At 28.0% G+C, this 25,516-nt stretch carries 23 protein-coding genes; 7 read left to right on the top strand and 16 right to left on the bottom strand.

Annotation, left to right across the window (positions count from 1 at the left end):
• Window positions 1-16 precede the first annotated feature (16 nt).
• The 6 genes from AFAEC_RS04105 to AFAEC_RS04080 all read right to left on the bottom strand — a co-directional run bounded on the left by AFAEC_RS04105 (window position 17) and on the right by AFAEC_RS04080 (window position 7,487).
• A complete protein-coding gene (locus tag AFAEC_RS04105) occupies window positions 17-1,183 on the bottom strand; it encodes a restriction endonuclease subunit S (protein ID WP_026805850.1) in 1,167 nt (388 codons plus the stop codon).
• Complete coding sequence (locus AFAEC_RS04100) at window positions 1,180-2,574, bottom strand: Fic family protein (protein WP_051487558.1); 1,395 nt, start codon at window positions 2,572-2,574, stop codon at window positions 1,180-1,182. Before AFAEC_RS04100 ends, AFAEC_RS04105 begins: the two co-directional genes overlap by 4 nt.
• Before the next feature lie 9 nt (window positions 2,575-2,583).
• Window positions 2,584-4,143, bottom strand: a complete 1,560-nt coding sequence (locus AFAEC_RS04095) for a type I restriction-modification system subunit M (RefSeq protein ID WP_026805852.1) — start codon at window positions 4,141-4,143, stop codon at window positions 2,584-2,586.
• A gap of 61 nt (window positions 4,144-4,204) precedes the next feature.
• On the bottom strand, window positions 4,205-5,053 hold the full coding sequence (locus AFAEC_RS04090; RefSeq protein WP_026805853.1) for an aldose 1-epimerase family protein: 849 nt from the start codon (window positions 5,051-5,053) through the stop codon (window positions 4,205-4,207).
• An 11-nt stretch (window positions 5,054-5,064) separates the two neighbouring features.
• The gene (locus tag AFAEC_RS04085; protein ID WP_026805854.1) at window positions 5,065-7,143 is read right to left on the bottom strand and encodes a heavy metal translocating P-type ATPase; all 2,079 of its coding nucleotides are present in this window, start codon (window positions 7,141-7,143) and stop codon (window positions 5,065-5,067) included.
• A gap of 2 nt (window positions 7,144-7,145) precedes the next feature.
• A complete protein-coding gene (locus AFAEC_RS04080) occupies window positions 7,146-7,487 on the bottom strand; it encodes an ArsR/SmtB family transcription factor (protein WP_026805855.1) in 342 nt (113 codons plus the stop codon).
• Between the two features lie 110 nt (window positions 7,488-7,597).
• On the opposite strand from AFAEC_RS04080, the gene AFAEC_RS04075 reads away from it, so the two are divergent.
• Together AFAEC_RS04075 and AFAEC_RS04070 are read left to right on the top strand one after the other, a co-directional pair.
• Window positions 7,598-7,975: a DUF302 domain-containing protein gene (locus AFAEC_RS04075; RefSeq protein WP_026805856.1), complete on the top strand. Its 378-nt coding sequence runs from the start codon at window positions 7,598-7,600 to the stop codon at window positions 7,973-7,975.
• Entirely contained in the window at window positions 7,975-8,442 is a 468-nt protein-coding gene (locus AFAEC_RS04070; RefSeq protein ID WP_225442399.1) for a DUF2721 domain-containing protein, read from the top strand. The genes AFAEC_RS04075 and AFAEC_RS04070 overlap by 1 nt, the downstream gene beginning before the upstream one ends.
• Before the next feature lie 21 nt (window positions 8,443-8,463).
• On the opposite strand, the gene AFAEC_RS04065 is transcribed toward AFAEC_RS04070, so the two are convergent.
• Complete coding sequence (locus AFAEC_RS04065; protein WP_026805858.1) at window positions 8,464-10,686, bottom strand: methyl-accepting chemotaxis protein; 2,223 nt, start codon at window positions 10,684-10,686, stop codon at window positions 8,464-8,466.
• 121 nt (window positions 10,687-10,807) lie between these two features.
• On the opposite strand from AFAEC_RS04065, the gene AFAEC_RS04060 reads away from it, so the two are divergent.
• Together AFAEC_RS04060 and AFAEC_RS04055 are read left to right on the top strand one after the other, a co-directional pair.
• Entirely contained in the window at window positions 10,808-11,632 is an 825-nt protein-coding gene (locus AFAEC_RS04060; protein WP_026805859.1) for a ribonuclease HI, read from the top strand.
• Window positions 11,633-11,687: 55 nt separating this feature from the next.
• Window positions 11,688-12,659 (top strand): aldolase catalytic domain-containing protein, encoded by a 972-nt coding sequence (locus tag AFAEC_RS04055; protein ID WP_026805860.1) that lies wholly within the window; start codon window positions 11,688-11,690, stop codon window positions 12,657-12,659.
• 47 nt (window positions 12,660-12,706) lie between these two features.
• On the opposite strand, the gene AFAEC_RS04050 is transcribed toward AFAEC_RS04055, so the two are convergent.
• Complete coding sequence (locus AFAEC_RS04050; protein WP_026805861.1) at window positions 12,707-13,015, bottom strand: monooxygenase; 309 nt, start codon at window positions 13,013-13,015, stop codon at window positions 12,707-12,709.
• Window positions 13,016-13,190: 175 nt separating this feature from the next.
• Between AFAEC_RS04050 and AFAEC_RS04045 the strand changes: the two genes are divergently transcribed.
• Window positions 13,191-14,678, top strand: coding sequence for an inorganic phosphate transporter (locus AFAEC_RS04045; RefSeq protein WP_034216436.1), 1,488 nt, complete (start codon window positions 13,191-13,193; stop codon window positions 14,676-14,678).
• A 41-nt stretch (window positions 14,679-14,719) separates the two neighbouring features.
• On the opposite strand, the gene AFAEC_RS04040 is transcribed toward AFAEC_RS04045, so the two are convergent.
• Window positions 14,720-15,988 carry a DNA polymerase Y family protein gene (locus AFAEC_RS04040; protein ID WP_026805863.1) on the bottom strand — a complete coding sequence of 423 codons (1,269 nt, stop codon included), beginning with the start codon at window positions 15,986-15,988 and terminating at the stop codon, window positions 14,720-14,722.
• Between the two features lie 213 nt (window positions 15,989-16,201).
• On the opposite strand from AFAEC_RS04040, the gene AFAEC_RS04035 reads away from it, so the two are divergent.
• Both AFAEC_RS04035 and AFAEC_RS04030 read left to right on the top strand, forming a co-directional pair.
• Complete coding sequence (locus AFAEC_RS04035; RefSeq protein ID WP_081754511.1) at window positions 16,202-16,498, top strand: c-type cytochrome; 297 nt, start codon at window positions 16,202-16,204, stop codon at window positions 16,496-16,498.
• 16 nt (window positions 16,499-16,514) lie between these two features.
• Window positions 16,515-17,801: an NAD(P)/FAD-dependent oxidoreductase gene (locus AFAEC_RS04030; protein WP_034216438.1), complete on the top strand. Its 1,287-nt coding sequence runs from the start codon at window positions 16,515-16,517 to the stop codon at window positions 17,799-17,801.
• A 25-nt stretch (window positions 17,802-17,826) separates the two neighbouring features.
• Here the strand turns inward: AFAEC_RS04030 and AFAEC_RS04025 are convergent, their stop codons facing one another.
• The 7 genes from AFAEC_RS04025 to AFAEC_RS03990 are packed head-to-tail and all read right to left on the bottom strand — an operon-like array spanning window position 17,827 to window position 25,514.
• Entirely contained in the window at window positions 17,827-19,077 is a 1,251-nt protein-coding gene (locus AFAEC_RS04025; RefSeq protein ID WP_026805865.1) for a molybdopterin molybdotransferase MoeA, read from the bottom strand.
• 2 nt (window positions 19,078-19,079) lie between these two features.
• Window positions 19,080-20,051 (bottom strand): cysteine desulfurase, encoded by a 972-nt coding sequence (locus AFAEC_RS04020; protein ID WP_225442398.1) that lies wholly within the window; start codon window positions 20,049-20,051, stop codon window positions 19,080-19,082.
• Window position 20,052: 1 nt separating this feature from the next.
• A complete protein-coding gene (fdhD, locus tag AFAEC_RS04015; RefSeq protein ID WP_026805867.1) occupies window positions 20,053-20,889 on the bottom strand; it encodes a formate dehydrogenase accessory sulfurtransferase FdhD in 837 nt (278 codons plus the stop codon).
• Window positions 20,886-21,845 carry a cytochrome b/b6 domain-containing protein gene (locus tag AFAEC_RS04010; protein ID WP_026805868.1) on the bottom strand — a complete coding sequence of 320 codons (960 nt, stop codon included), beginning with the start codon at window positions 21,843-21,845 and terminating at the stop codon, window positions 20,886-20,888. Before AFAEC_RS04010 ends, fdhD begins: the two co-directional genes overlap by 4 nt.
• A 10-nt stretch (window positions 21,846-21,855) precedes the next feature.
• A complete protein-coding gene (fdh3B, locus tag AFAEC_RS04005) occupies window positions 21,856-22,452 on the bottom strand; it encodes a formate dehydrogenase FDH3 subunit beta (protein ID WP_026805869.1) in 597 nt (198 codons plus the stop codon).
• Window positions 22,453-22,463: 11 nt separating this feature from the next.
• Complete coding sequence (locus AFAEC_RS04000) at window positions 22,464-25,262, bottom strand: molybdopterin-dependent oxidoreductase (RefSeq protein WP_081754512.1); 2,799 nt, start codon at window positions 25,260-25,262, stop codon at window positions 22,464-22,466.
• 27 nt (window positions 25,263-25,289) lie between these two features.
• Complete coding sequence (locus tag AFAEC_RS03990; protein WP_026805872.1) at window positions 25,290-25,514, bottom strand: hypothetical protein; 225 nt, start codon at window positions 25,512-25,514, stop codon at window positions 25,290-25,292.
• Window positions 25,515-25,516 lie beyond the last annotated feature (2 nt).

Raw genomic sequence — 25,516 nt, 5'->3', positions numbered from 1 at the left:
TTTTCCTCATACAATATTACACAAACATCTGTTGTAAAAGAGCTTTTTTGAACTCTTTTGCTTTTTCTAACAGTTTTTGATTTTCTTCTATTTTATCATCTATACTAGATAAAAAGTTTGCTATTTTATCTTGTTCTTCAATGCAAGGTAATAAAATTTCAAAATTAACAATATCACTTTTTTGGATATTTGGAAGTCCCGAACCAACTCTTAAATTCATAATTTGACTTTCATTATATTTTAAATATTGAAACAAATATCTATTTTCTATATTTTCTTTTAAATTTTGTAAAGAATAATTATGTCCACCTGACCAAAAATTTGTTTTAATAAAATTCACATATCCACAAGAGTTTCCACCCTCACTTATTGTTATTGTATTTTTTAAAGTATTCCATTTATCAGTAAAACCTGATGGATTTATTCCGCCATTTATAGCTGGATAATCTCCTATTTCTGTTAAATTATCTTTATTTAATTGCTCTCCTTTGATGACATCACAAATATTTTTTAACTTTTTTTCTTCCCACTTTGGAAACTCATTTTCTTTATCATCTTTAAATCTAATCTCTTGAGAAAATATTTTTTGCATAATAGATTTTTTATATTGTTGTAAAAGTTCATCTTTTTTTGTAAGTTTTTCTATTTTCTCATCAATACTACTTAAAAATATAGCAATTTTTTCTTGTTCTTCTTTTTGTGGAATTTTTATTTTTAATGTTGAAATATCATTTTTAGTAAATCCTTTTATTGAAGTACCTTGATTAAAACTCTCTAAAATACTTTTTTTAGATTGAAATAAATAACCTAAATAATAGCTATTTGTATCTTTTGAAATAAAATTTGTAAAATCTTGACTTGTGCATAATTCATCTTGATTAATAGCCAATTTACCAACTCCAACTCTTGAAACAAATAATATACTATTTTTAGGAATAAGTTTTGTAGCTGATTCTTTTATAGATATAGGATTAATAAATCTACTTATATTTATTTTGTGTATATTATCTTCTAAAATATCAGAACTAGAAATCCAAGGAATATTACCTCCCCAATAAGATTCATTACTTTTACTAGGAGTACCTCCACCTAAAAAAGTACCTAAATCATTTAGTGTTTTTTCTTCCCACTCCCCACTAAACTCTTTAAATCTTAAATTTGGTACATTTATATTTTTATTCATTTTAGTTTCCCTAACTCCAGTAAAATATTTTTCCCAAGTTCTGTTAATCTATACTTTTGTTTTGAGCTTGTTGGTTTATCTGGAATAGTTAAAGCTACAAGTTCATCTTTTATAACAGGTTTTAAATACATTTGCATAAAATTTTTTCTATCATTAAGCCCTAAAATTTCCATAATTTCATCTCTTGACATCTCTTTTTTTAGTATACTTAATATATTTTTAACTTGTGGGGTAACTTGTGGGGTAACTTGTGGGGTAACTTGTGGGCTTAAGTCCTTATGTTTTTTTGCATAAAATACAATATCAAAACCACTTGTAATACTAATCGTTGGCACTTTTCCACTATATTTTTTTGAATTTTCTATAATAGTATCTATTCCTCTTCCCCAACTTTCTATATATCCAGCTTTAAAAAAAGCATTTGCAATATCTGGATTGTGTGGCTCAGAACGATGAGAACTCAAAAGTTTATCTATATCCAAATTATTTGGCAAAATAGCAGAGTTGTAAATATAAAGTTTATCTTGAAAAACTCCTATTTGTATTGGTGTACCACTTGAATAATCTTTGTGTACTATTGCATTATGAATAGCTTCTCTAAGAGCATTTTCATCATAATCAAAATTCTCAACCCTACTTACTCCAACATAAGAGATAATTGCTTTTAAATATTTTGTGAAAAGCAAATCAACTGTTTTTTCTACTTGATTAAAAAGGTTTCCTTCTATTACATCTTGATATAAAATATTGCTAGGAGAAGAAAAATATCCTATTTTTATATAAGCACCCGAAGTTGGTATTTTATTTGATTTCCCAAAAAGCAATAAAGCAGCTCTTTTTATATACCCATTTTCAATAAGTCGTAGTTTATCAAGTAGTTCTTTATAATCTTTTGGAATATCATTTTTATCTATTCTTTTAGAGTTTAAAGCTTTTTCTTTAAAAAGTTCAAAAGTAATTGGGTCTAAATCATCGATTGTAGAATGTGGCATTTCTACACTATCCCAAGTTTTTCCATAGTGTTTTAATAAAAAACTATTTAACTCACTTCCCTTTAAAAGTTGATTTGTAGCACCACTTCTTTTATAGTAGTAACCTTTGTAATTTATTGGATTTGTTTGATAAGGTACGACTATTTTTATAATCTCTTTTTCTTCAAATTTCTCTAAAAAAATATCTGGAATAATTCCTAAAATATCATTTATCTTATTTGGTAAATCTTCAAGAAGTTTTTTAGCATTTGATACTCCTACAATATTGCTATTGTCATCAACTCCTATAAAAATAGTTCCACCATTTGAGTTTGCAAAACCACAAATTTGTTTAAGATATTCATCTTTCCAAATCTCTTTAAACTCAATGTTTTGTGATTCTTTAATTTGTAATTTCATAATTTTCTCCTAAAACGGTGTAGAAATACCAAGTTCTTTACAAAAAGTTGCTATTGTTTCATCTGTTTTTTTTATACTTTTTTCTAGCTCTTTTAATTCATAGCAAACTTTGTCTAAATCAATAATCTCTTCTTCTTCAAATGTATCTACATATCGTGGGATATTTAGATTGTAGTCGTTTTCTTTTATCTCTTGTAAACTTGCAAGATGAGAATATTTTTCTATTTGTTTTCTATTTCTATAAGTATCTATTATTTTTTGTATATCTTGTTCTCTTAAAAAATTTTGATTTTTTGCCTTTTCAAAATCTTTTGAAGCATCAATAAAAAGTATATTATCACTATGAACTCTACACTTTTTAAATACCAAAATACAAGTAGGTATTGAAGTACCATAAAAAATATTTGAAGGAAGCCCAATAACAGCATCAAGATAGTTCCTATTTTCTATTAAATATTTTCTTATATGTCCTTCACTAGCTCCTCTAAATAAAACTCCGTGTGGTAACACAACAGCCATAGCTCCATTATCATCAAGATGGTGTATCATATGAGTTACAAAAGCAAAATCAGCCTTGCTACTTGGTGCTAATTTCCCATATTGGCTAAATCTATCATCATTTAAGTGAATTGGATTTGCAGACCAATTTGCACTAAAGGGAGGATTTGCTACTATTGCTTCAAACTTCATATCAAAATGTTGTGGGCGTTCTAGTGTATCTTCTTGTTTTATATCAAACTTTCGATAATGAATATCGTGCATTATCATATTCATTCTTGCAAGATTATATGTAGTTCTATTTAACTCTTGTCCATAAAAGTTTGATACATCTTTTACCTCTTTTGATACTCGTAAAAGTAAAGAGCCACTTCCACAAGTTGGGTCATACACAGATTTCAGTCTATCTTTTCCAACAGTTACAAGTTTTGCTAAGATTTTAGAAACTTCTTGTGGAGTATAAAACTCTCCTGCTTTTTTTCCTGCACCTGCAGCAAATTGTCCTATTAAATACTCATAAGCATCACCTAAAACATCTCTATCGTGGTTTTTTAGTTCAAAATTTACTTTCTCTAAATGAGATAAAACTTTAGATATTAAACTATTTCTTTGCTCAACAGTTCGCCCTAATTTTGTACTAGTTAAATCCAAATCTTCAAAAAGATGAATAAAATCATCTTCACTTTCAGTTCCCATAGTTGAAGACTCTATATTTCTTAATATTTTTGTTAAATCATCTAATATAAAATTATTTGTTTCTTCATTTCCTCTTTTTGCAATAGAAGAAAATAGTTCATCAGGTTTTAAAAAATATCCAAGCTTTTCTATTGCTTCACTTTTTATATCTTCTAAATACTCATCTTTATCTTTTAAGTTAAGAATATCAAGATAAGTTATATTATCATTTTGTAAAATCTCATTTGCATAATCAACCATTTTTTCAGATAGATATTTATAAAAAATAAATCCTAAAATATAATCCCTAAACTCATCTGCATCCATCTTCCCTCTTAGGGCATTTGCTATATTCCAAAGTTGCTGTTCTAATATCTTCTTTTGTTCTTCACTCATTATTTTCTCTATATTTATATATTATGTAGATATTTTATCTAAAACTATATAAATGCTATTATCAAACTTCAACACTATAAAAACACTCAAACTTTTCATCTTTTTGTAAAGATAAAATTCCTTCTTTTTCTTCTATTTTTTGATTTGTATTTTTGTCATCAGCTATCCCAAACCAAGGTTCAATACAAATAAATGAAGATCCATTTGATTTAGACCAAATACCTAAATATGGAAAATTATCAAATTTTACTTTTACCCTACTTTTATTTTCTATATTTTTTAAAGTAACTTGTTTTATATTTTTATCATTGAAAACTAAAGCATCATCAATAAAAAGTTTCTCATCTAAAAATAGCTTACTATCTTCAAAATTCAAATCTTCATTTTTATAAATTAAACCTTTATCATCTAAAAAGTATCTTTTTGTAGTTTTTATATCTTCAAATTCTAAAAAATCACCATTTAAAGTATTAAAAGCAGGATGAGCACCTATTGAAAAAAACATCTTTTCATCACTTTTATTTTTAACTTTATACGCGATAATCAACTTTGATTCTTCTAGTTTATAACTAATATTTAACTCAAAAAAGAAAGGATAAACTTCTAAGCTTTTTTCATCATTTTTTAGTCTAAATTCTATATAGTCTATTTCATTTTTTACAATCTCAAACTCTTTGTCTCTTGCAAAACCATGCTGAGACATACCATATTTCTGGTTTTTATAAATATAACTATCATTTTTTAATCTACCAACTATTGGAAATAAAATGGGTGAATGCCTAGCCCAATATTTACTATTTGCTTGCCAAATATACTCAAAATCTTCATCACACTTTTTTAAGCTATTAAGTTCTGCTCCAAGAGATTTTATTTGTGCTTTTATAAAATCATTTTTTATCTTATAGTTCAAAATATTTTTCCTTATTTTTTTATCTCTCTTAAAATCCTCATAGAGTTAAATATTGCCAAAAGTGCCACTCCCATATCTGCAAAAATTGCCTCTTTCATTCCAATTAAAGCATCTGCCCCTAAAACTAAAAATATAACTTTTATAGCCATAATAAAAATGATATTTTGATATACAATAACTTTTGTTTTTTTAGCAATTTTTATAGCATCACTTATTGCATTTAAATTATCATTTAAAACTATTACATCAGCAGATTTTATAGCTAAATCACTCCCTATTCCACCCATAGCAAAACCTATATCTGAGTTTGCCAAAGTTGGAGCATCATTTATTCCATCTCCTACAAATGCTGTAACTTTTCCTGTTTTATATTTTATCTCTTCATATATTTTTAGTTTATCTTGTGGTAAAAGTTCATATTTTACTTCATCAATTCCTATATCTTTTGCTACTTGTAAAGCAACCTCTTTTTTATCTCCTGTAAGCATATAAGTTTTAAATATATTTAACTTTTTAAGCTCATTTATAAACTCTTTTGCTTCAGGTTTTATAATATCACTTAAAACAATATATCCAGCAAATTTAGAATCAATTGAAATATATACAATATTTAAATTTTTCTCCATATTTTGTATTTCTACACCAAATTTGTTAAGTAATCTTTCATTTCCAACTAAAATATCTTTTCCATATATTTTAGCTTTTATTCCTAAACCACCAAACTCTTCACAAGAAGTTACATCTTTTGGATTTAACTCATTTTTATAAGCTTTCACTATTGCTTTTGCTATTGGATGTATTGAAAAACTCTCTACTAAAGCAGCATATTTTAGAAGTTCATCTTCATTGATAGAAAAACTCTTCACCTTTGTAACTTCAAAAACAGCTTTAGTTAAAGTTCCTGTTTTATCAAAAACAATATTTTCTATCTGCGTTAATTTTTCTATATAGTTTTCACCTTTTACTAAAACACCTCTTTTTGAAACTGCTCCAATAGCACTAAAAAAAGATAGTGGTACAGAAATAACCAAAGCACAAGGGCAAGAGATAACCAAAAATACTAAAGCTCTCTCAATCCAATCAGAAAATATTGCACCTTCAATAATTAGTGGTGGTAAAAATGCTAAAACTAAAGCTAAGAAAACAACTATTGGTGTATAAACTGTAGCAAATTTTGTAATAAACTTTTCTGCATTTGCTTTTTTTAAACTAGCATTTTCAATTAATTCTATAATTTTTGCAATTGTTGAATCTTTATAAAGTGATGTTACTTTTATATATGAAGCATTTGAAATATTTATAAAACCACTTAAAATTTCATCATCTTTTTTTAAACTTTTTGGTTTAAACTCTCCTGTGATAGCACTTGTATCAAAAAAACTATTATCTAATAAGACTCCATCAACAGGTACTTTTTCACCAACTTTTACTAAAATAGTATCTCCTATTTTTACCTCTTCAGGAGTTTTTTGAACTATTTTTTCACCCTCTTTTACAAAAGCAAACTCAGGCTTTATATTTACCAATTCATTTATACTATCTCTTGAGTTATTAACTGCAACTTTTTGGAACATTTCACCTATTTGATAAAAAACCATAACGGCAATACCTTCAACAAAATCGCCTAAAGCAAAAGCTCCAATAGTTGCTATTGACATCAAAAAATTTTCATCAAACAGTTTTCCATTTACCATATTTCTAAAAGCTTTATTTAAAACATCAAAACCAACTAATAAATAAGCTATTAAAAAACCTGCAAATTTTAAATAACTATTTTCTATATAGTTATAAGAAATATAGGTTAAAACGAGAGAAATTATAGTAATATGTAAAAGTTTTTTATCTAAATTTTGCCAAAATGTTTTTTTAACTTTTATCTCATCTTTTACAATAATTACATCTTTTTCTATTTTTTGAATCTCTTTTTCTATCTTTTCTAAAATATCTTTTTTGGTATTTTGCTCAAAAGTTAAAGTTGAAGTTGAAAAATTTAACTTTACATTTGATAACTCTTCTAAATTATTTAAACTTTTTTCAATTTTTAAGGCACAAGATGCACAATCTAAATTTTGTAGTTTTACTTTTTTCATATTTAACCTTTTGTGATATGCTCTAAGCCCATATCAAAAATCTTTTTAATATGTTCATCATCAAGTGAATAATAAACCATTTTCCCTACTTTTTTTGACTTCAATATTTTTGCATTCTTTAGTACTTTTAATTGATGAGAAATAGCTGATTGACTTATATTTAAAAGCTCACTAATAGCTCCAACACAAAGCTTCTCCTCTTTTAAAGCAGAGATGATTTTTATTCTAGTCGTATCAGCAAAAGCTTTAAAAAGCTCTGCTACATCATATAATATTTCATCATCTATTAAACTCTCTTTTACTTTATCAAACTCTTTTGAGTAGTCACAACATCTAGTAATCATCTATTATCCTTTATATGAATATATGAATGAATAATCATATAAATAAATATATTAAAGTTTTATAAAAATTAATTCGTTATAATCAAGAAAATATTAAAAGGAAAAAAAATATGCAGTATATTGAAGTTTCAAACAAAAGTGTTCAAGAAGTAGTTGATAGTATCAAAGAGATTGCACCAAACCATAAATTTGGAGTATTACATATACATAATATAAAGGAGACTTTACAATCTAAAGGGAAAAAATTAAATGAAGATTGTCAGGTTTTAGATATTTGCAGTCCAAATGTAGCCGAAGCTTTTTTAAATGAAGATATAACTTTATCTTGTATTATGCCTTGTAAAATTGCTGTTTATACTCAAGATGGAAAAACAAATATAGCTTTAAACTCTGTTGCTCAATTAGTTGATGATATAAATCCAGATTTAATTGAATTAGCTCAAACAACTCAAGAAGATCTTTTAAAAATTATTGATGAAGCGAAATAGTGATAACTATAAATGAAATAAACTCAATTTCAAGTATGATTCAACTCTCTGTTGCACCTGTTTTTTTATTAGCAGGTGTAGCTGGACTTTTAAATGTTTTTACAGGAAGATTAGTTCGAATTATAGATAAAGTTGATAAACTAGATAAATTTGAAAGCGATAAAAAAGAACAAGGATTAATAGATAACGAACTCTCAGCTATGATAAAATCAAGAAGAAATTTCTTAACTATGAGAATGAATAATACAAATCGTGCTATATTTTTTGGAACAACAACAGGACTTTTAGTGGCTCTTGTAATTATCACAATATTTTTTAGCTCATTTTTCCATTTTGAATATACTTTTTTAATAGCAATTCTATTTATTTTAGCTATGAGTTGTTTGGTTATTTCATTAGTTTTATTTTTAAGAGAACTTTTTTATACAACAAAATTTATAAACAATAAAGAGAGTTATATTCCATAAAATCAACTCTCTTTTTTTTAACTATTTTCCTTCAAACTCTTTTGAATTTACTTGCTCAATAATCTCTTTAGATATTTTTAGTGTTTGTTGTGCAATATCATTTGCAACTCCTGCATTTTGTGCATTTCTTTGAGTTATTTGATCAAGATTATTAACAGCATCATTTATTTGAACCATTCCAGCTGATTGCTCCTTAGAAGCAAGAGTTACATTTTGAATTAAATCTATTGTTGTTGAAATATTTTCATTTAAATTTTCATATCCACTAATCATCTCATTTGCAATAAGACTCCCCTCTTTTGTTTTAGTTGTTGCTAATTCAACTATCCTTTTTATCTCATTTGCAGCTTCAGCACTTCTACTTGCTAAATTTCTCACTTCTTGGGCAACAACTGCAAATCCTTTTCCTGCTTCTCCTGCTGTTGCTGCTTCTACTGCTGCATTTAAAGATAAAATATTTGTTTGGAATGCTATTTGGTCAATTACTGTAATTGCTTCACTAATTGATAAAGCTTGTTTATTTATATCTTCCATAGAAGCAACAGTTCTATTTGCCAAATCTTGACCAATTTTTATAGCCTCTTTAACTTTCTCTCCATAACTTGCCATTTTTGAAGTTGTTTGAGTATTATTTGTAATATTTGAAGTTATCTCTTCTAAACTTGCTGCTGTCTCTTCAAGGCTAGCTGCTTGAGAGTTTGCAGCAGTTGCAATATTTTGCATATTTGAACTTAATGTCAAAGCATTTTGACTTAATGTCAATCCAATATTTTTGTTTTCTACTAACATTTGAGTAATTACATCTCTTAGAACATTAATATCTTTTTCAAGTTCTTCTATAATTCCTTCTAAATCATTATCAGCCAATTTTGGTCTAAAATCAAATTTTGAGTAAGAAGTTAAAACTTTTAAAATATTAGAGATATTTGTATTTAAAGTTCCTAACATTTCATTTATAATATCTTTTAAATCATTTAGTGCTGGATTATTTGAACCTAACTCTATTTTAACATTCAAATGACCTTTATTTATCTCATTTGCAACTCTAATAGTATCAGCTATTAAAGCTCTATCTTTTTGAATATTTGCTTTAGTATTTTCAATATTTTCATTAATAATTCTTGACATCATTCCTAATTCATCTTTTGAATCAACATTAATTAATTTAATATCATCTTTCTCAAAATTAATAAATGCAAAGAAATTTTCAACTCCACTTCTAACACTAGCAACATCAATTAAAATTGTAAAAGCTATAGTTCTTGCAAGAATCATTGTAATTCCTATACCAAAAATACTTAAAAGACCAAAAATAATCATATTCTTATTTGCAATTGCAAGCTCTTTTTCAATCTCAACTACCAAATGATTTGATACAAAATCTTCAACTTGTTTGAGTAAATTAATTTTTAAAGTTATTTCATTAAACCATAAATTTGGATCTACATTAAAATTCTCTTCTATATTTTGATAAAGTGCCACTTTTCTCATCTCTTGAACAGCTTCTATAGATTTCCCAACAACAGTTTTATCATAAAAATCTGTTGATTCTTTACTACTTATTTTAAAAAACTGGTTTGTATATACATTTTGTTCTGCTATAACTGTATAAAATTTTGCTTTTAAACCTTCTGTAAACTTATTTTGTGCAAAAGTATTTGTTCCAACAGCTCTTTCAATTCCAGTTTGCTCTTTTGCTTGTAAAATACTCATATAAGAGATTAACTCTTTTGAGATATTTGCATTATCTGAAATTTTTATAACAGAACTTAAAATATTTAATAAATAGGCATTTGTAGTTGTATAATACTCAATAGCAACAGGAGCTTTTATAGAAAAACTATTTACATTTTTTCTAATCTCTTCTATCTTTTCTAAATTCTTTAAACTATTTTCCAAATTACTTATAAAATCACTTTTATAGTTTGTTTTATCAAATATAGATAAAAAATTATTCAAATCTTTTAATCTCTCATCAACTAAAGTTCTTTGAGCAGGAAGTTCTGTTTTAAATTTTTCACCTTTACTTCCAATAAATCCTGCTGTCATTCCTCTCTCCTTTTGAGTTTCATGAACTAATGCACCAACTTTTGTGGATAAAACAACAACATCATCTAAAGCTTTAAGATTTTTTGCACTTAAATAAGAATCTAGTGATAGTTTTGCAGCTAATAAAATAACTACAACAAGAGGAATTAGCATAATTAAAATTAGCTTCTGTTTTATAGAGAGTTTTGACAACATTTTTTCTTCCTATATTTTGTTTTGTTTAATATATTAACTAAATTAAATCTATTTAGAAAGCCAAAAATATGCAAATTTTTTGTAGAATAATTTTTAAAAATTTATTATAAGAAACATTATTATGAAATTAGACAAAAACTTTTTAGACCTTATCGAAAATAACGGTACTTTAACACAAAGTCAATTTGAGATTTTAGAAATCTTTGGTGAAGATATAAAAAACTGGAAAAATATAGCTTTACAAAAAGATGTTACAAAAAATAACAAAAATCTTCTTATGCTTTTAAAAAGTATTGAAAATATTGAAATATGCAATAAAATAATCAATAACTATCATATGGTTTTAGAATACAACAACATAAATGCAAAAGTTTTTACACCCAAAAATATTAAAAATAACGAAATAAAAGATGAAAATAAAAACTTAGAAGATGAAGAAACTTTACATATTTATTGTGATGGAGCTTGTAGTGGAAATCCTGGACCTGCTGGAAGTGGAATAGCTATTTATTCAAATAAAAATAGACCTGTTTTACTCTATGGTGCTTATGTAGAAAATGGAACAAACAATATAGCAGAATTAAATGCCTTATATCAGGCTTTAATTATAGCTTCACAAAGTGGATTTAAAGAGCAAATTTATATTTTTAGTGACTCTAAATATGCCATAGATTGTATCTCTACTTGGGCATACTCTTGGAAAAAAAATAATTGGAGTAAAAAAGGTGGAGAGATAAAAAATCTTGAGTTGATTATTGAAGCTCACACTCTATATGAAAAACTAAAAAAACAGCTTATTTTAGAGCATGTAAAAGGGCATAATGGAGTAGAAGGAAATGAACTAGCAGATAGAATGGCTGTAAATGCTATAAATGAGAGAGTAGCTGATTTTCATATTTATAGTTATGAAAAAATAGAAGATGTTTTAAAGCTTAAATCATATTAATAAAAATTTTTGTTACATTAGGATAAAATTTATCATTAAAAATTTAAGGAAAGATATGCTAGAAAAAAAAGGGACAATTTTAAGCGTAAGAGAAGATTTAAAAGTTTTTGACTGTACTATTAGAGATGGTGGACTTGTAAATAATTTTCATTTTACCGATGAATTTGTAAAAGCACACTATGAAATGTGTGTTGCTAGTGGTGTTGATTACATGGAGATTGGTAAAAATGTATCTCCTACACTTATGAGTGAAGATGAGTATGGTCCTTGGAACTTCTGTAAAGAGCAAGATATTAGAAGAATTGTTGGAGAAAACAATACAAATTTAAAAATTGCTGTTATGAGTGATATTGGAAGAAGCCTAAAAGAGGAGCTTCGACCAAAGAGTGAGAGTGTTGTAGATATGATTAGAATTGCTACATATATTCATCAAATCCCAGCAGCTATTGAATTAATAGAAGATGCTCATGCAAAAGGCTATGAAACAACTGTAAATATTATGGCTATTTCAAAATCTTTTGATGATGAACTTGATGAAGTTTTAGAGCAACTTGCAAAAACACCTGTTGATGTTATATATATTGCTGATAGTTTTGGTTCATTTTACCCTGAACAAATTAGAAAACTAACTGAAAAATATCTAAGTTTTGCAGAAAAATCAGGAAAAAAAGTTGGAATTCATGCTCATAACAATCTTCAACTAGCTTATGCAAATACTTTAGAAGCCATGATTTATGGTGCAAGTTTTCTTGATGTTACAGTTTCAGGATTAGGAAGAGGTGCTGGTAATTGTCCACTAGAACTTCTTTTAGGATTTTTAAAAAATCCAAAATATAAACAGATGCCTGTTTTAGAGTTTATAGAAAATTATATAGTTGATTTAGAAAAAAAACTTGATTGGGGATATAGTATTCCATATATGATAACAGGTCAGCTAAATGAACACCCAAGAGCTGCTATGAAAGCTAGAGATGAAGGGGATACAAAATATAGAGAGTTTTATAAAACTATCTCTTTTATGGAGTAGTTTTAATTCTATTTTGTCAAAGGATATGTTTTAAACATATCCTTTTTTTATTTAATAAAATCTGCCTTACAAATTTTACTTAAAGATAAATTCACATCAAAAATTTTTGCTCTTATATCTTTATATCCAAAATCTTCTAATCTAGCTTTATGTTTATCCAAATATCTTTTTGCATCATTTTTATTTGAAAAAAGATATATTCCACCTGCACTCTTTTCATCTTTATTTTCAGTCCAAATTTTCCATAAAAGTCCTTCCTCTTTTGCAATGTCATTTGCCAAATCTATAAATGCTTTTGAAAATTCTTCACCAAAAATTCCATCATGTGGAAAATCTACTTGTAAAATATATGCCATAATTTTTCCTTTATCTTTTTATGTTTAATTTTAGAGTTTATAAGCTTTATATTTAGTTATTATACAAATAAAATCAAAAAATGAAAGATTTAAAAGTTAAACTAGAATATAATATTGTTCTTTTAGTTTTTTAATTAAAACTAAACATATTTTTACTTAAATTGGGGATATCCAAATGTCTGTCTTGTGGGATGCTTTAAATAATATTGATAACTTTGCAATAGTTTTATTACTCTTGTCCTTGAGTATCGCATTATTTTATGAAATGATTAATGGTTTTCATGATACAGCAAACGCTGTTGCAATGATTATATATACTAATTCTATGAAAGCTGGATACTCTGTTATTATGGCTGGAATTATGAACTTTTTGGGAGTTGTTTTAGGGGGAATTGGTGTTGCTTATGTCATTGTACATTTATTACCACTTGATATAATGGTATCTTCAAATCAAAATGCTACTTTAGTAATGATTTTTTCATTATTAATATCTGCTGTTATTTGGAATTTAGGAACATGGTATTTTGGTTTACCAGTTTCTAGTTCACACTCACTAATTGGTTCAATAGTAGGTGTTAGTATTGCTTTTGGTATGATGAATGGATTTACTTTTTCTCAAAGTGTAAATTGGAAAGTTGTTTATGGTATTTTAACTGCTTTAGCTCTTTCTCCTTTATTAGGTTTTGGATTTGCTTTCTTAATTATGAAACTTTCTAGAAAGATTGTTAAACATCCAAAGTTTTTCAAAACACCTAGTGCAGATAAAAAAAAGAAACCAAATTTTTGGATGAGAACTGGAATTATAGCAACTGGTGCAGGAGTTAGTTTTGCACATGGTTCTAATGATGGGCAAAAAGGGATAGGTCTTATTATGATTATTCTTATTGGAATTTTGCCAACTTATTATGCTTTAAATATGGAAGCTCACCAATACAAAATTATGCAAACTAGAGATAGTGCAGCAAATCTAGCAAAATTTTATGCAGATAATAATGACACTCTTACAAAACTTTTAGATGAAAAACGACTTATTAGTGCATTAAAAATAAAAAATAAAATTGCAGAGTGTAATGTTAATCAAGTATATAACACAACACTAGAAATTTCTAAAAAATTAGATGGATTAAAATCATATTCTGAACTTTCAAAAGAAGATAGATGGAAAATGCATACAGCAGTTTTATGTTCTGATAACTTCTTTGGGCAAGTTGAAAGAGCTTATAAATTAATAGATAAAGACAAATCTGATTATATTGCAGATCAAAGAAAACAGATGATTACTTCAACTGAATATGTACCATTTTGGGTAATTTTTGCAGTTGCATTAATGCTAGGAATTGGAACTATGATAGGTTATAAAAGAGTAGTTCTTACTATTGGAGAAAAAATTGGTTCTAAACCAATCAATCATATGCAAGGTGCAGTATCTCAAGCAATGGCAATGGTAACTATTTTATTAGCAAACTTTGCTCATGCCCCTGTTAGTACAACACATATTGTTTCTAGTGCTGTTGCTGGAACTATGGTTGCTGAACCAGATGGCGGAGTACAAAAAAAGACTATTAAGACAATTTTAATGGCATGGATTTTTACTTTACCTGTTACAGCTTTAATGGGAGCAGGTATTTATATAGTTCTGAGTTATATTACAAAAGTTGGTTAATTTCAAATAAAATATTTGAAGGATTTTATCTTTCAAATATTTTACTTTCTAAGTTCATAAGCACTTTTTACAATATCTACACCAAATTTTTCTCTAAGATTTTGCATCTTTTGTCCTAAAACATCTTTTTTTAAATCATCTTCATATTCAAAAAGATTAAAAGTATGTTCATTTTTCTTTGTAAAATTAAAAACTGTTATATAAAGCTGTATTATTCCATGATTTTTATGTTTATCAGCCTCTTTAAATAATCTAAGCATTGAAGATTTAAAATCAAATTCATTAAAAATCTTATTTGTATTTTCTTGAGCTTTTAACAAAATATTTGAATCATATCTTATTTGAATTTGATATGAAAGTGGATTTTGTCTCTCCTTTTTTACTATAAAACTCAAATATCTACTTAAAATAATAACTCTTCTTTTAATCTCTTCTCTATTGGAAATAGTATCAAAACTTCGCCCTATTCCTAAAGATTTTCTCTCTTTATTTATAGTTAATTTATTATCTCTAATTCCACAAACTCGATTATAAGTATCCATTCCTATTTTTCCAAAAGAGTAAAGAAGCTTTTGATTCTTTCTAATATCTCCTAAAGTTTTAATATTATAACCTCTTAATTTTTCACATAAAGATTTTCCAATCCCTGTAAAATTTTCTATTAAAATATCTTTTGTAAAATCTTCAATATTATCTTTTTTTAAAAGTTTTACACCATTTGGCTTAGCAAAATTTGTCATTAACTTTGATAAATATTTAGTCGGAGCAACTCCAATTGAAGCTGGTAATCCTAATTTCTCAAAAATTTTCTCTTTTAAAACTTTCGCAAACTCTAAAGCTTCATCTTCTTCTACAAAACCACTTAAATCTCCAAAAAATTCATCTATTGAAAATTGTTCAATTAGAGGTATTTCAAACTCTAATAACTCTTTTAATTTATTTGATAAATTATCATATAACTCATAATTTGGAGCTATCATTTTTAGATGTGGACAAATTCTTAAAGCTTCATTTACACTCATAGCAGTTTTTACACCAAAAGCTCTTGCTTCATAAGATGCTGTAGTTATTATTCCTCTAATTCTTCCATTTTCATCAATAAAATAATCTTTATCATTTTTTATATTTGAACTAATTATTTTACTTGAAAAACTAGCTCTATTTATTGAAACTTTTCGGTTTAATCTCTCAGTTGAAAAAATATCATTTCCATTTCTTCCTCCAACAGCAACTGCAATATTTAAAAGAGTTTTATCAAGTATTCTATGAGCTGATACAAAGTAGCAATCTAAATCTATATGGATAAACATAGTAAAATTATATTATAAAATTTTATAATTTATCAAAAATATTACAGAATGTAATATAATAATTTTTCTATAATCTTATATATAAAAAATGAGTAATTTTGTTACATAAAAATAGTTTAGTTTTTCTTATTATTTTTCAATTATTTTATTAAATAGCGATTAAGTTTATACTTCTTAATATAAATTCTAGGAAATTATTTTAGGAGAGAAAAGATGAAAAAACTCGCATTTTTATTTGTTTGTTTATCTAGCTTATCTTTTGCAGTAGATTATAATCCTGTAAGAGGTGAGATGTTATCACTATCATGTGCAAATTGTCATGGAACAGATGGAAAATCAACAAGTGCAATTCCAGTTATTGCAGGACTTGATAAAAACTATATGTATCAAACACTGCTTGATTATAAAGCTGGAAAAAGAGTTGATACTTATATGATGCAAAAGCACACAAAAGGTTTCACTGATGAAGAGCTTGAGCAACTATCTTACTACTTTTCAAAAGTTAAATAAGTAAAAAGGATAAATTATGTTAAATAGAAGAGATTTTGGAAAAATAGTTTTAGGAGCAACTGCTCTATCTTTTGCTGCTTGTAGTGGTTTATCAAATAGTTTAGCAACAATTCCAGCTAATAAACAAAGAGTTGTTATTGTTGGTGGTGGTTTTGGTGGAGCAGCTGCTGCACGATATTTAAGAAGATTTGATACAAATGTAGAGATTGTTTTAATCGAACAAAATAAAGAGTATTACACTTGTCCATTCTCAAATGCTGTAATAGCTGGTATGGAAAAAATAGATTTTATAAAACAAGATTTATCAACTTTAGAAAAAAAACATAATATAAAAGTTATATATGCAAAAGTTAAAAAGATTGATGGAGCAACAAACAGTGTAATTTTAGAAAATGGTTCAATTATCAGCTATACAAGAGCTATTGTAAGCCCTGGAATTGATTTTAAATTTGAAAAAGGTTACACAGAACAAAATCAAAAATTAGCACCACATGCAGTAAAAGCTGGAGAGCAAACAATAATTTTACAAAAACAACTTGAAAATATGAAAGATGGTGGAACTTTTGTAATGGTTGCTCCTGCTGATCCATTTAGATGCCCTCCTGGACCATATGAGAGAGTTTCACTTGTAGCTTATTATCTAAAAACACATAAACCAAACTCTAAAATTATCATTTTAGATCAAAAAGATAAATTCTCTAAACAAGTTCTATTTACAAATGGTTGGAAAGAACTTTATGGAGATATGATTGAGTGGAGAGCAGCTCAATTTGGTGGAAAAGTAATTAGTGTTGATCCAGCTAAAAAAGTTGTTGTAACAGAAGATGAAGAAGTTGTTGCAGATGTTTTAAACTATATTCCAAATCAAAAAGCATCTCAATTAGCATTTGATTCTGGATTAGTTGAAGGTGATTGGTGTCCAATTCATCCAAAAACATTTGAATCAAAACTTGTAAAAAATGTACATGTTATTGGAGATGCTTCAAATGCAGCACCAATGCCAAAATCTGCATTTAGTGCAAGTACACAAGGGAAAGTTGTAGCAATGCAAATAGCAAGAATTTTAGCAAATAAAGAGATAGTAAACCCTCCAAAACTTGCAAATACTTGTTATAGTTTATTAAGTCCAAATTATGGAATTTCTATAGCTGCTGTTTACAATGCTCACGATGATAAAATAGAGAGTGTAAATGGAGCTGGAGGAGTAAGTCCTGAACAAGATCCAGATGGACATATAAGACTTCTTGAAGCAAAATATGCTTATGCTTGGTATGAGAGCCAAACAAAAGATGTATATAAATAGAAATTAGGAGATTTTCTCCTAATTTTTAATTTAGAAAATTGATTTTCTCACCTACAAACTTTTTATTAAACTCTAAAACTTTTATAAATTCACTCTCTTGTATTTCACTTTTAGCTCCACTTGATAGCATTAAAGCATTACTTTCATATATTGCACTTATCATTGCTGAACCATATTTATTATCTCTTGTAACTTCAAAAACTCCATTTGTTACTCTTCCTAAAATAGATTCAACTCTTTGCTCTTTTACTTTAAAACTTTTTTTGTTTTTACACTCTATAAAATCGTGATAAATATTTGTTTCACCTTGAAGTTTTTTTAGTAGAGGAAGAAGAAAAATATAGGCATTTATAATGCTGGCTAGTGGATTTCCAGGAAGTGCCACAACCAAACTTTTTCCCATAATTCCAGTCATCATAGCACGACCTGGTTTTATATTTACTCCATGATAAGCAATTTTTAAACCACACTCTAAAAAAGCATTTGCAAGAAAATCTGCATCTCCCATAGATATCCCACCACTTGTAATAATCACATCAAAATCTTTTAAACTCTCTATAAAATCAACACTTTTAGAAAAATCATCTGGTACAACTCCACAATAATTTGAACTAAAATGGTGCTCTTGTAAAAATGATTTTAGAAAAAAAGCATTTATATTATAAATCTCATCTTCATTTGTCATTTCCCAAGGCTCTTTTAACTCATTTCCACTTGAAATAATAGCTATTTGAATTTTTCTATAAACTTCTATTGCCATAATTCCTTGCGAAGCCAACATTGCAATATGAGAAGATGTGATTTTTTCACCTTTTTTTAAAAGAGTACTACCCTTTTTTTGCTCTTCTCCTTTTAATCTAATATTTGAACCAATTTTGATATTTTCTGGTATTTTTACACTATCTTCTAAAGTTTCACAAATTTCAAAAGGAGCAATTAAATCAACATTTTTAGGAACTTTTGCTCCTGTCATTATTTTATAGCACTCCCCACTTTTAAGCTCTTCTAACTCTTTTTTATCTCCTGCAAAAATAGTATCTTTTATCTTTAAAAATTTTCCAAGATCTTCTATCCTACAAGCAAATCCATCCATAGCAGAGTTATCAAAAGATGGAAGATTTTTTATACAAACAATATCTTTATATAAAACTCTTCCCAAAGAGTCTAAACTAGAAATTATTTCACTTTTTTCTACAGACTTTTCTATACTACTGCAAAGTTCTAAGCTACTTTTACAAGCTTCGCTAAAATCGACATAATTTAATCTCTTTTTCATATTCACTCCTCAAAACTTCTTATTTGTAGATATTTTTTATATATTGTATCTACTATAAAATCTATTTTTTCTTCACTAAAATTTTCATTAAAACTAAAACTTAGAGCATTTCTACTTTGAGGTTCATCATATCCCATCTCCAAAATAACTCTTGAAGGTTTTGAAACTCCTAAACTACACCCTTCCCCATTTGATAAAAAAATATTTTCAAAAGCTAAAGTTCTTATTAAATCTCTTGCTTTTATACTTTTTAAAGCTATATGAAAAGAGTTATTTAAAGTTTTACTATTATCTACAAAAAAATAGATATTCTCTTTAAATTTCTCTTTTAGTTTATTTAGAAAAATATCTTTTATATTAATATCTTTTTCTATATTTTTATATGACTTAAAACAAGAATAAATTGCCAAGCTATCTGTGAAACCTATAAACTCTTGAGTAAAACTATCATCATTAAAAAATAGAATTGAACTCAAAGAATAACCACTTAATTTATAATTATCAAAATATATAATATCACTCAAAGGGCTAAAATCTGCACTCGCATTTGAAATAATTTTTGCATTTGAAATATTTTTTACTTCATTTAAATCTATTTTTAAAAATGTATCCATAATATATGAAGAGATAAAAATATAGTCAAAGTCATCATTTTTAAGCTCATTTAAATCTATACTTCCATCTTTTTTTAAATTTAGATATGTAAGATTAAATCCTAAATCTTCATATAATTTAGCTGCTTGAATTAAAGCTTCACTTTCACCTCTGCAAATAGCAATTCTTTTATCTCTTAAAGATAGAAGTAGAGTTAAAAATCCCTCTTTTGAAAAAGAGAAAGTTTTTAATTTTTTAAAGCCAAAATGGTTTAAAAAATCTTTACAAAGAGCTTCAAATTCTAAATTTGAAACTAAACTATCCAAACTTAGATTTTGATTTAAATCCAGTTTTATTGGATTATATTGTAAAAAATTCAACCTAATCAATCAAAACTCTTCCACTATGAGTATAGACATTCATTCTATGCTCTCTTGCAAATCCTATAAGTGTAACTCCATGCTCAGAAGCTGCTTTTATACCTTCAAAAGTAACAGCTGCTTTTGATACAACTATTGGAATTTTGTGCATAACACACTTTACAACCATCTCATTTGATAATCTTCCAGTTACATATAAAACACTCTTTTTTAAATCTTTTTTACTTAAAGTTACAAGACCAATAACCTTATCAATAGCATTATGTCGTCCTATATCTTCTGTTTCAAAATAAGTTCCATCTTCTAAAACAATTCTTGCTTTGTGCACACATCCTGTATCATCAAAGAGCTTTGAAGATTTATTAAATTCACTCATTTGCTTTAAAATTTGAGTAGATTTTAGACTATATTGTGTTGATATAAAAGAACAATCAAAAGCTTTTTCAGCATTTCCAGTAACTCCTACACAACAACCTGAAGTCAATGTTTTTTGTTTAAATAAGTTTTCATAAGCGATATTTGAAATATCTGCTTTAACAAAAACACTCAAACCATCTTCACTAATTTTTAATGATTTAATATCTTCAAAGCTAGAAATTACTGCTTCACTTAATAAAAATCCTATAATATGAGCATCTTGATGCTCTTTTATACTCATTACTGAAATTAGCTTTTCACCATTTAAATAAAAATCTATCTTCTCATCTTTTATAACAAAATCTTCAAAACTCTCAAAACTATCTTCAAAAAATTTCTCAACAATAACTTTTTTTGTATTGTTATTCTCTTTTTTCAAAAAGGCTGAGGCTAAGGCCTCAGTTCTTAAAAGAGCAGTCATCTATTTTCCTTCTCTTTTTTTTCTATATCTTCTAATACATCAGGTGCTAGTTGTTCTAAAAACTCTCTTGGATATTTTCCTGTAATTAAACCTTTTAAATTACCTTTTATGGCAACTAAAGTTGAATATACAAAATCCATTAAAAAGAACATAATTAAAACACTAGAACCAAAATGAACATATAATAAAGCTCTTTTAAACTGAATATAGTGGGCATTTGTATAAGCATCTGGATGAATAAACCAAATTAAAAACCCACTAAACAGTAATCCAGCTCCCATAGCAACAAATACTATGTATATAATTCTCTTCATAGGTTTATATTTCCCTGGAAGAACTATTTTAGCTATTAAACTATTTCTTGATAAAATTTTTAAATCTTTAAATGCAATAATAGTCATTAATAACCAAATTGGAAACCATAAAAGACCAGTTACTTCATGTGTTCCTCTTAAAATAAAAGGAATATATCCACCCTCACTTCTTAAACTCCAAGTTATATTAAAACCTGTAATAATTAAAGCTATGATAATAAGTACATTTAACCAAATTATAGCTCTATGTACAACTGTAAATACTTGAACCTCATCATTTGGTTTAGTAATAATTGCCTCTTTTCTTCCATAAACTGCATACATATAACAAAATATTGCAATTTCAGCAACAAAAACCCACCAAATATAAAGTTGTCTTTCATTACTAGCTCTTATAATTTCAGGAGCAATTGCCCTATATTCTGGTCCAAATGCTTTATTTACCATCTCTTTATAGTGAGTATCTGCTGGAACTATAATACCATCAATACTTCCACCTGTTAAAACATGAATTGTGTACTTAAATAAGTATCCCCAATCCATAATCATCATAAAATTTACAAATACAAACCCTACAAGTCCAAGACCTAAAAGAGTATATATATACGCTCCATTTCTTTTCATAAATGAGCTTTTTTCCATAAATTATTCCTTACCAACCATATGAAGGAGTAGCTAATCCTTTTCCTTTTGATACTGCTCTATATGTTTTAATTTTAGCAATTTCATTGGCATCACCAACAAGTAAAGCTTTTGTTGAACACATTGAAGCACACATAGGAACTTTTCCTTCACTAATTCTATTTTGTCCATATTTTTTATACTCAGTAGGTGTATTAGTCTCTTGTGGACCTCCTGCACACATTGTACATTTATCCATTTTCCCTTTTGTACCAAATGCACCATCTTGAGGAAACTGTGGAGCTCCAAAAGGACAAGCAAATAGACAATATCCACAACCAATACACTTATCTTTATCGTGTAAAACAATTCCATCTGTTCTTATATAAAAACAATCTGTTGGACAAACCTGCTGACAAGGAGCATCATCACAATGCATACAAGCCATAGAAATAGAGAACTCTTTTCCAACCATACCTTCATTTACAGTTATAACTTTTCTTCTATTTACACCAACAGGAACTTCATGTGCCTCTTTACAAGCAACAACACAACCATTACAGTGAATACAAAGGTTTTCATCACAATAAAATTTCATACTTGAAAAATCTACATTATTATTACTCATGACTACTTCCTTTACGCTTTTTCAATTCTAACTAAAGAACATTTTGTCTCTGGACAAGCTGTTTGTTGGTCAAATCCATAACTTGTAACTTGTGTTGAGTTTTCTCCTAGTGCATACGGTGCTGTACTATCTGGATACCTATATGCTAAGTTTTCTCCACTCCAAACTCCAGAGAAGTTTTGAGGTAAGAATACTGAATCTTCACCTACTCTTAGACTAACTTTACATTTAATCTTTATTTTTCCACCTTTTGTTCCATAAACCCACATCATCTGCCCGTGTTTAATTCCAAGTTTAGCAGCTGTATTTGGGTGTAACTCCCCATACATTTCTCCACTTAACTCTGCTAGATAATGAGATGCTCTTGTCTCTGTTCCTGTTCCCATATGTTCAACAACTCTTCCAGAAACAATATTTATAGGGAAATCATTTACCCAAACTTGTTCATTTTGTCTTGACTCATAAGGAACATCAACTCTCCAGTGATTTGTTTTATCTTTAGTCGCTGGATATCTCTCAATTAAATCTGGTCTAAATGAGTGTAATGGTTCTCTGTGTTTTGGAATTGGGTCTGTAAATGATGGAACAATAGTCATAGCTCTTGCATTTCCATAAGGTACAAGTCCTGCTTCAATAGCATATTTTACTAAAAGCCCACTATCATCATTTTTCCAATTTTTACCTTCAACTAATTTTTTCTCTTCTTCACTTAGAGTAATTCCAGCTAAACTTTCAATATTTGCTGCTGTTATCTCAGCATATCCACCTTTAATTTTTGAATCTTTTGGATAACTTCCTTCAGCTGCAAGTAAACTTACTCCATCTTTTTCAAGTCCAAAATTTGCTCTAAATCCCATACCACCTTGGCTTACTGGTAAATCTATATTATATAAAACAGGGCTTCCTGGGTGTGAAGTTGTCCAACATGGCCATGGTAATCCATAATACTCTTTACTAAATTCTCCTGTTCCTTGAAGTGTAGTATTATTAAATAGATGCCAGTTCTCTTGCTGTTTTTTAATTCTTTCAGCTGTAACACCTGTCATTCCAATAGTTTTTAAAGCTTTAGCAATCTCATTTGTCGCATCTTCTGGCCATTGGAAATTATCTCCTTTACCCATACCTGCAACAAGTTCATTATAAAATCCCATTCTTTTTGCAAAATCAAATAAAATCTCATGGTCTGTTCTTGCTTCATATAAAGGTTCAACTACTTTACTTCTCCATTGAACACTTCTTCCTGTATTTACAACAGTTCCTGAAGTCTCTACTTGTGAAGCAGCAGGTAACAAGAATAGATTATCTGTTCTTGTTGTAATAACAGCAGCATCATTTACATAAGGATCTATAAATACAACTAAATCTAGTTTATCTAGTGCATCTTTTATTCTTTTTACATCTGTTACTGTAGAAATACCATTTCCTATACAAACAAGTGCTTTAATTGGACTTCCACCATTATATTTTGCATTCTCTTCTTTTAAAACTCCATCAGCAAAAAGTGAAAGTGTATTTCCTCTAGCTTCCATAAGCTCTTTTGATTTGAATCTTCCTTTTAACCACTCATAATCAACTTTCCACTGTTTTGCAAAATATTTCCAAGAACCTTCAGCTAAACCATAATATCCTGGTAATGTATCAGCTAAACATCCAACATCTGTTCCACCTTGAACATTATCGTGTCCTCTTAAAATATTACATCCACCACCTGGTTTTCCAAGATTTCCTAAAATTAATTGCATAATTGAACCAAGTCTTGTATTTGAAGAACCAATTGTATGTTGAGTCCATCCTTGATTCCAAATCAAACATGCAGGATCTGCACTTGCTAGAAGTGTTGCAGCTTGAATTAAACTCTCTTTTGGTAATCCCGTTATATTTTCAACATGTTCAGGTGTGTACTCTTCGCACTCTTTAAATATCTCTTCAACACCATAAACTCTATTTGCTAAAAATTTCTCATCATACCATCTATTTTCTCTGATTAATCTAATCATTCCGTATAAGAATGCAATATCAGTTCCTGTTCTTATTCTACAATATAGGTCTGATTTAGCAGCAGTTTTTGTAAATCTAGGATCAACTACAATAATTTTTGCATTATTTTGCTCTCTAGCTTTTAAAATATGTTGCATTGCAATTGGATGATTATCCGCAGGATTTGAACCAATAATTATAATGGCTTTAGATTTATGCATATCTCCTAAGTGATTTGTCATAGCTCCATATCCAAATGTATTTGCCACACCGGCAACTGTTGGACTATGTCAAATTCTAGCTTGGTGATCTATATTATTTGTTCCAAACATTGAAACAAATTTTCTAATATAATATCCTTGCTCATTACTTGTTTTTGCTGAACCTAAAAACATTACTGAATCTGGTCCAAATTTCTCTCTTAACTCTAAAAGTTTATTAGAGATTTTTGTCATAGCATCATCCCATGATACTCTATTCCATTTTCCAGCAATTTTTTGTGTTGGATACTGTAATCTATTTGTTGATCTGATTTTATCAATCATATCAGCACCTTTACAACAGTGTCCTCCTCTACTAATTGGGTGATCTTGAGCTACTTCTTGTCTTACCCAAACTCCATTATGAACTTCAGCAATTACACCACAACCTACTGAGCAATGTGTACAAATAGTTTTTACAAGCTTTGAACCAGGGAATGGATTTCTAACCTCTTCCTCTGTTGCATCTCTTAAAACTTTATTTGTATTTGCAAAAGCAGATGTAGCTGTAAAAGCAGTCGCTAGTGAAGCCATTTTTAAAAATGTTCTTCTACCAAAGCTATTTGCTCCCATACTATCCTCCTTTTTTAAATTTTCCTACTAGTGTGCAGCTTTATAAAACTCTTCCCAAGCCGCTGATTTTTTGTATAAAATCTCTTTTTTATTTGATCTTCCTACAACTACACCGTTACCTTTGTTGCTGTTTGCACCTCTGTCTTGTCTTTCAGTCGTAGCAGCAGTTGCAACAACAGATCCAGCTAAAACAGTAGCAGCTATACCAGCTCTTTTGATAAATTGTCTTCGTTGTTCTAATTCATCTGCCATGA

The organism is Aliarcobacter faecis (assembly GCF_013201705.1).
Taxonomy (GTDB): domain Bacteria; phylum Campylobacterota; class Campylobacteria; order Campylobacterales; family Arcobacteraceae; genus Aliarcobacter; species Aliarcobacter faecis.
The sequence above is the reverse complement of the archived record's forward strand: the minus strand, read 5'-3'. Positions and strand labels throughout refer to the sequence as shown.

Coding starts and splice junctions, on each gene's coding strand:
- AFAEC_RS04035 (WP_081754511.1), top strand. CDS start 16,202: ATGAAAAAACTCGCATTTTTATTTGTTTGTTTATCTAGCTTATCTTTT.
- AFAEC_RS04060 (WP_026805859.1), top strand. CDS start 10,808: ATGAAATTAGACAAAAACTTTTTAGACCTTATCGAAAATAACGGTACT.
- AFAEC_RS04045 (WP_034216436.1), top strand. CDS start 13,191: ATGTCTGTCTTGTGGGATGCTTTAAATAATATTGATAACTTTGCAATA.
- AFAEC_RS04055 (WP_026805860.1), top strand. CDS start 11,688: ATGCTAGAAAAAAAAGGGACAATTTTAAGCGTAAGAGAAGATTTAAAA.
- fdhD (WP_026805867.1), bottom strand. CDS start 20,889: ATGACTGCTCTTTTAAGAACTGAGGCCTTAGCCTCAGCCTTTTTGAAA.
- AFAEC_RS04065 (WP_026805858.1), bottom strand. CDS start 10,686: ATGTTGTCAAAACTCTCTATAAAACAGAAGCTAATTTTAATTATGCTA.
- AFAEC_RS04085 (WP_026805854.1), bottom strand. CDS start 7,143: ATGAAAAAAGTAAAACTACAAAATTTAGATTGTGCATCTTGTGCCTTA.
- AFAEC_RS04030 (WP_034216438.1), top strand. CDS start 16,515: ATGTTAAATAGAAGAGATTTTGGAAAAATAGTTTTAGGAGCAACTGCT.
- AFAEC_RS04100 (WP_051487558.1), bottom strand. CDS start 2,574: ATGAAATTACAAATTAAAGAATCACAAAACATTGAGTTTAAAGAGATT.
- AFAEC_RS04105 (WP_026805850.1), bottom strand. CDS start 1,183: ATGAATAAAAATATAAATGTACCAAATTTAAGATTTAAAGAGTTTAGT.
- AFAEC_RS04040 (WP_026805863.1), bottom strand. CDS start 15,988: ATGTTTATCCATATAGATTTAGATTGCTACTTTGTATCAGCTCATAGA.
- AFAEC_RS03990 (WP_026805872.1), bottom strand. CDS start 25,514: ATGGCAGATGAATTAGAACAACGAAGACAATTTATCAAAAGAGCTGGT.
- AFAEC_RS04050 (WP_026805861.1), bottom strand. CDS start 13,015: ATGGCATATATTTTACAAGTAGATTTTCCACATGATGGAATTTTTGGT.
- AFAEC_RS04095 (WP_026805852.1), bottom strand. CDS start 4,143: ATGAGTGAAGAACAAAAGAAGATATTAGAACAGCAACTTTGGAATATA.
- fdh3B (WP_026805869.1), bottom strand. CDS start 22,452: ATGAGTAATAATAATGTAGATTTTTCAAGTATGAAATTTTATTGTGAT.
- AFAEC_RS04010 (WP_026805868.1), bottom strand. CDS start 21,845: ATGGAAAAAAGCTCATTTATGAAAAGAAATGGAGCGTATATATATACT.
- AFAEC_RS04080 (WP_026805855.1), bottom strand. CDS start 7,487: ATGATTACTAGATGTTGTGACTACTCAAAAGAGTTTGATAAAGTAAAA.
- AFAEC_RS04075 (WP_026805856.1), top strand. CDS start 7,598: ATGCAGTATATTGAAGTTTCAAACAAAAGTGTTCAAGAAGTAGTTGAT.
- AFAEC_RS04025 (WP_026805865.1), bottom strand. CDS start 19,077: ATGAAAAAGAGATTAAATTATGTCGATTTTAGCGAAGCTTGTAAAAGT.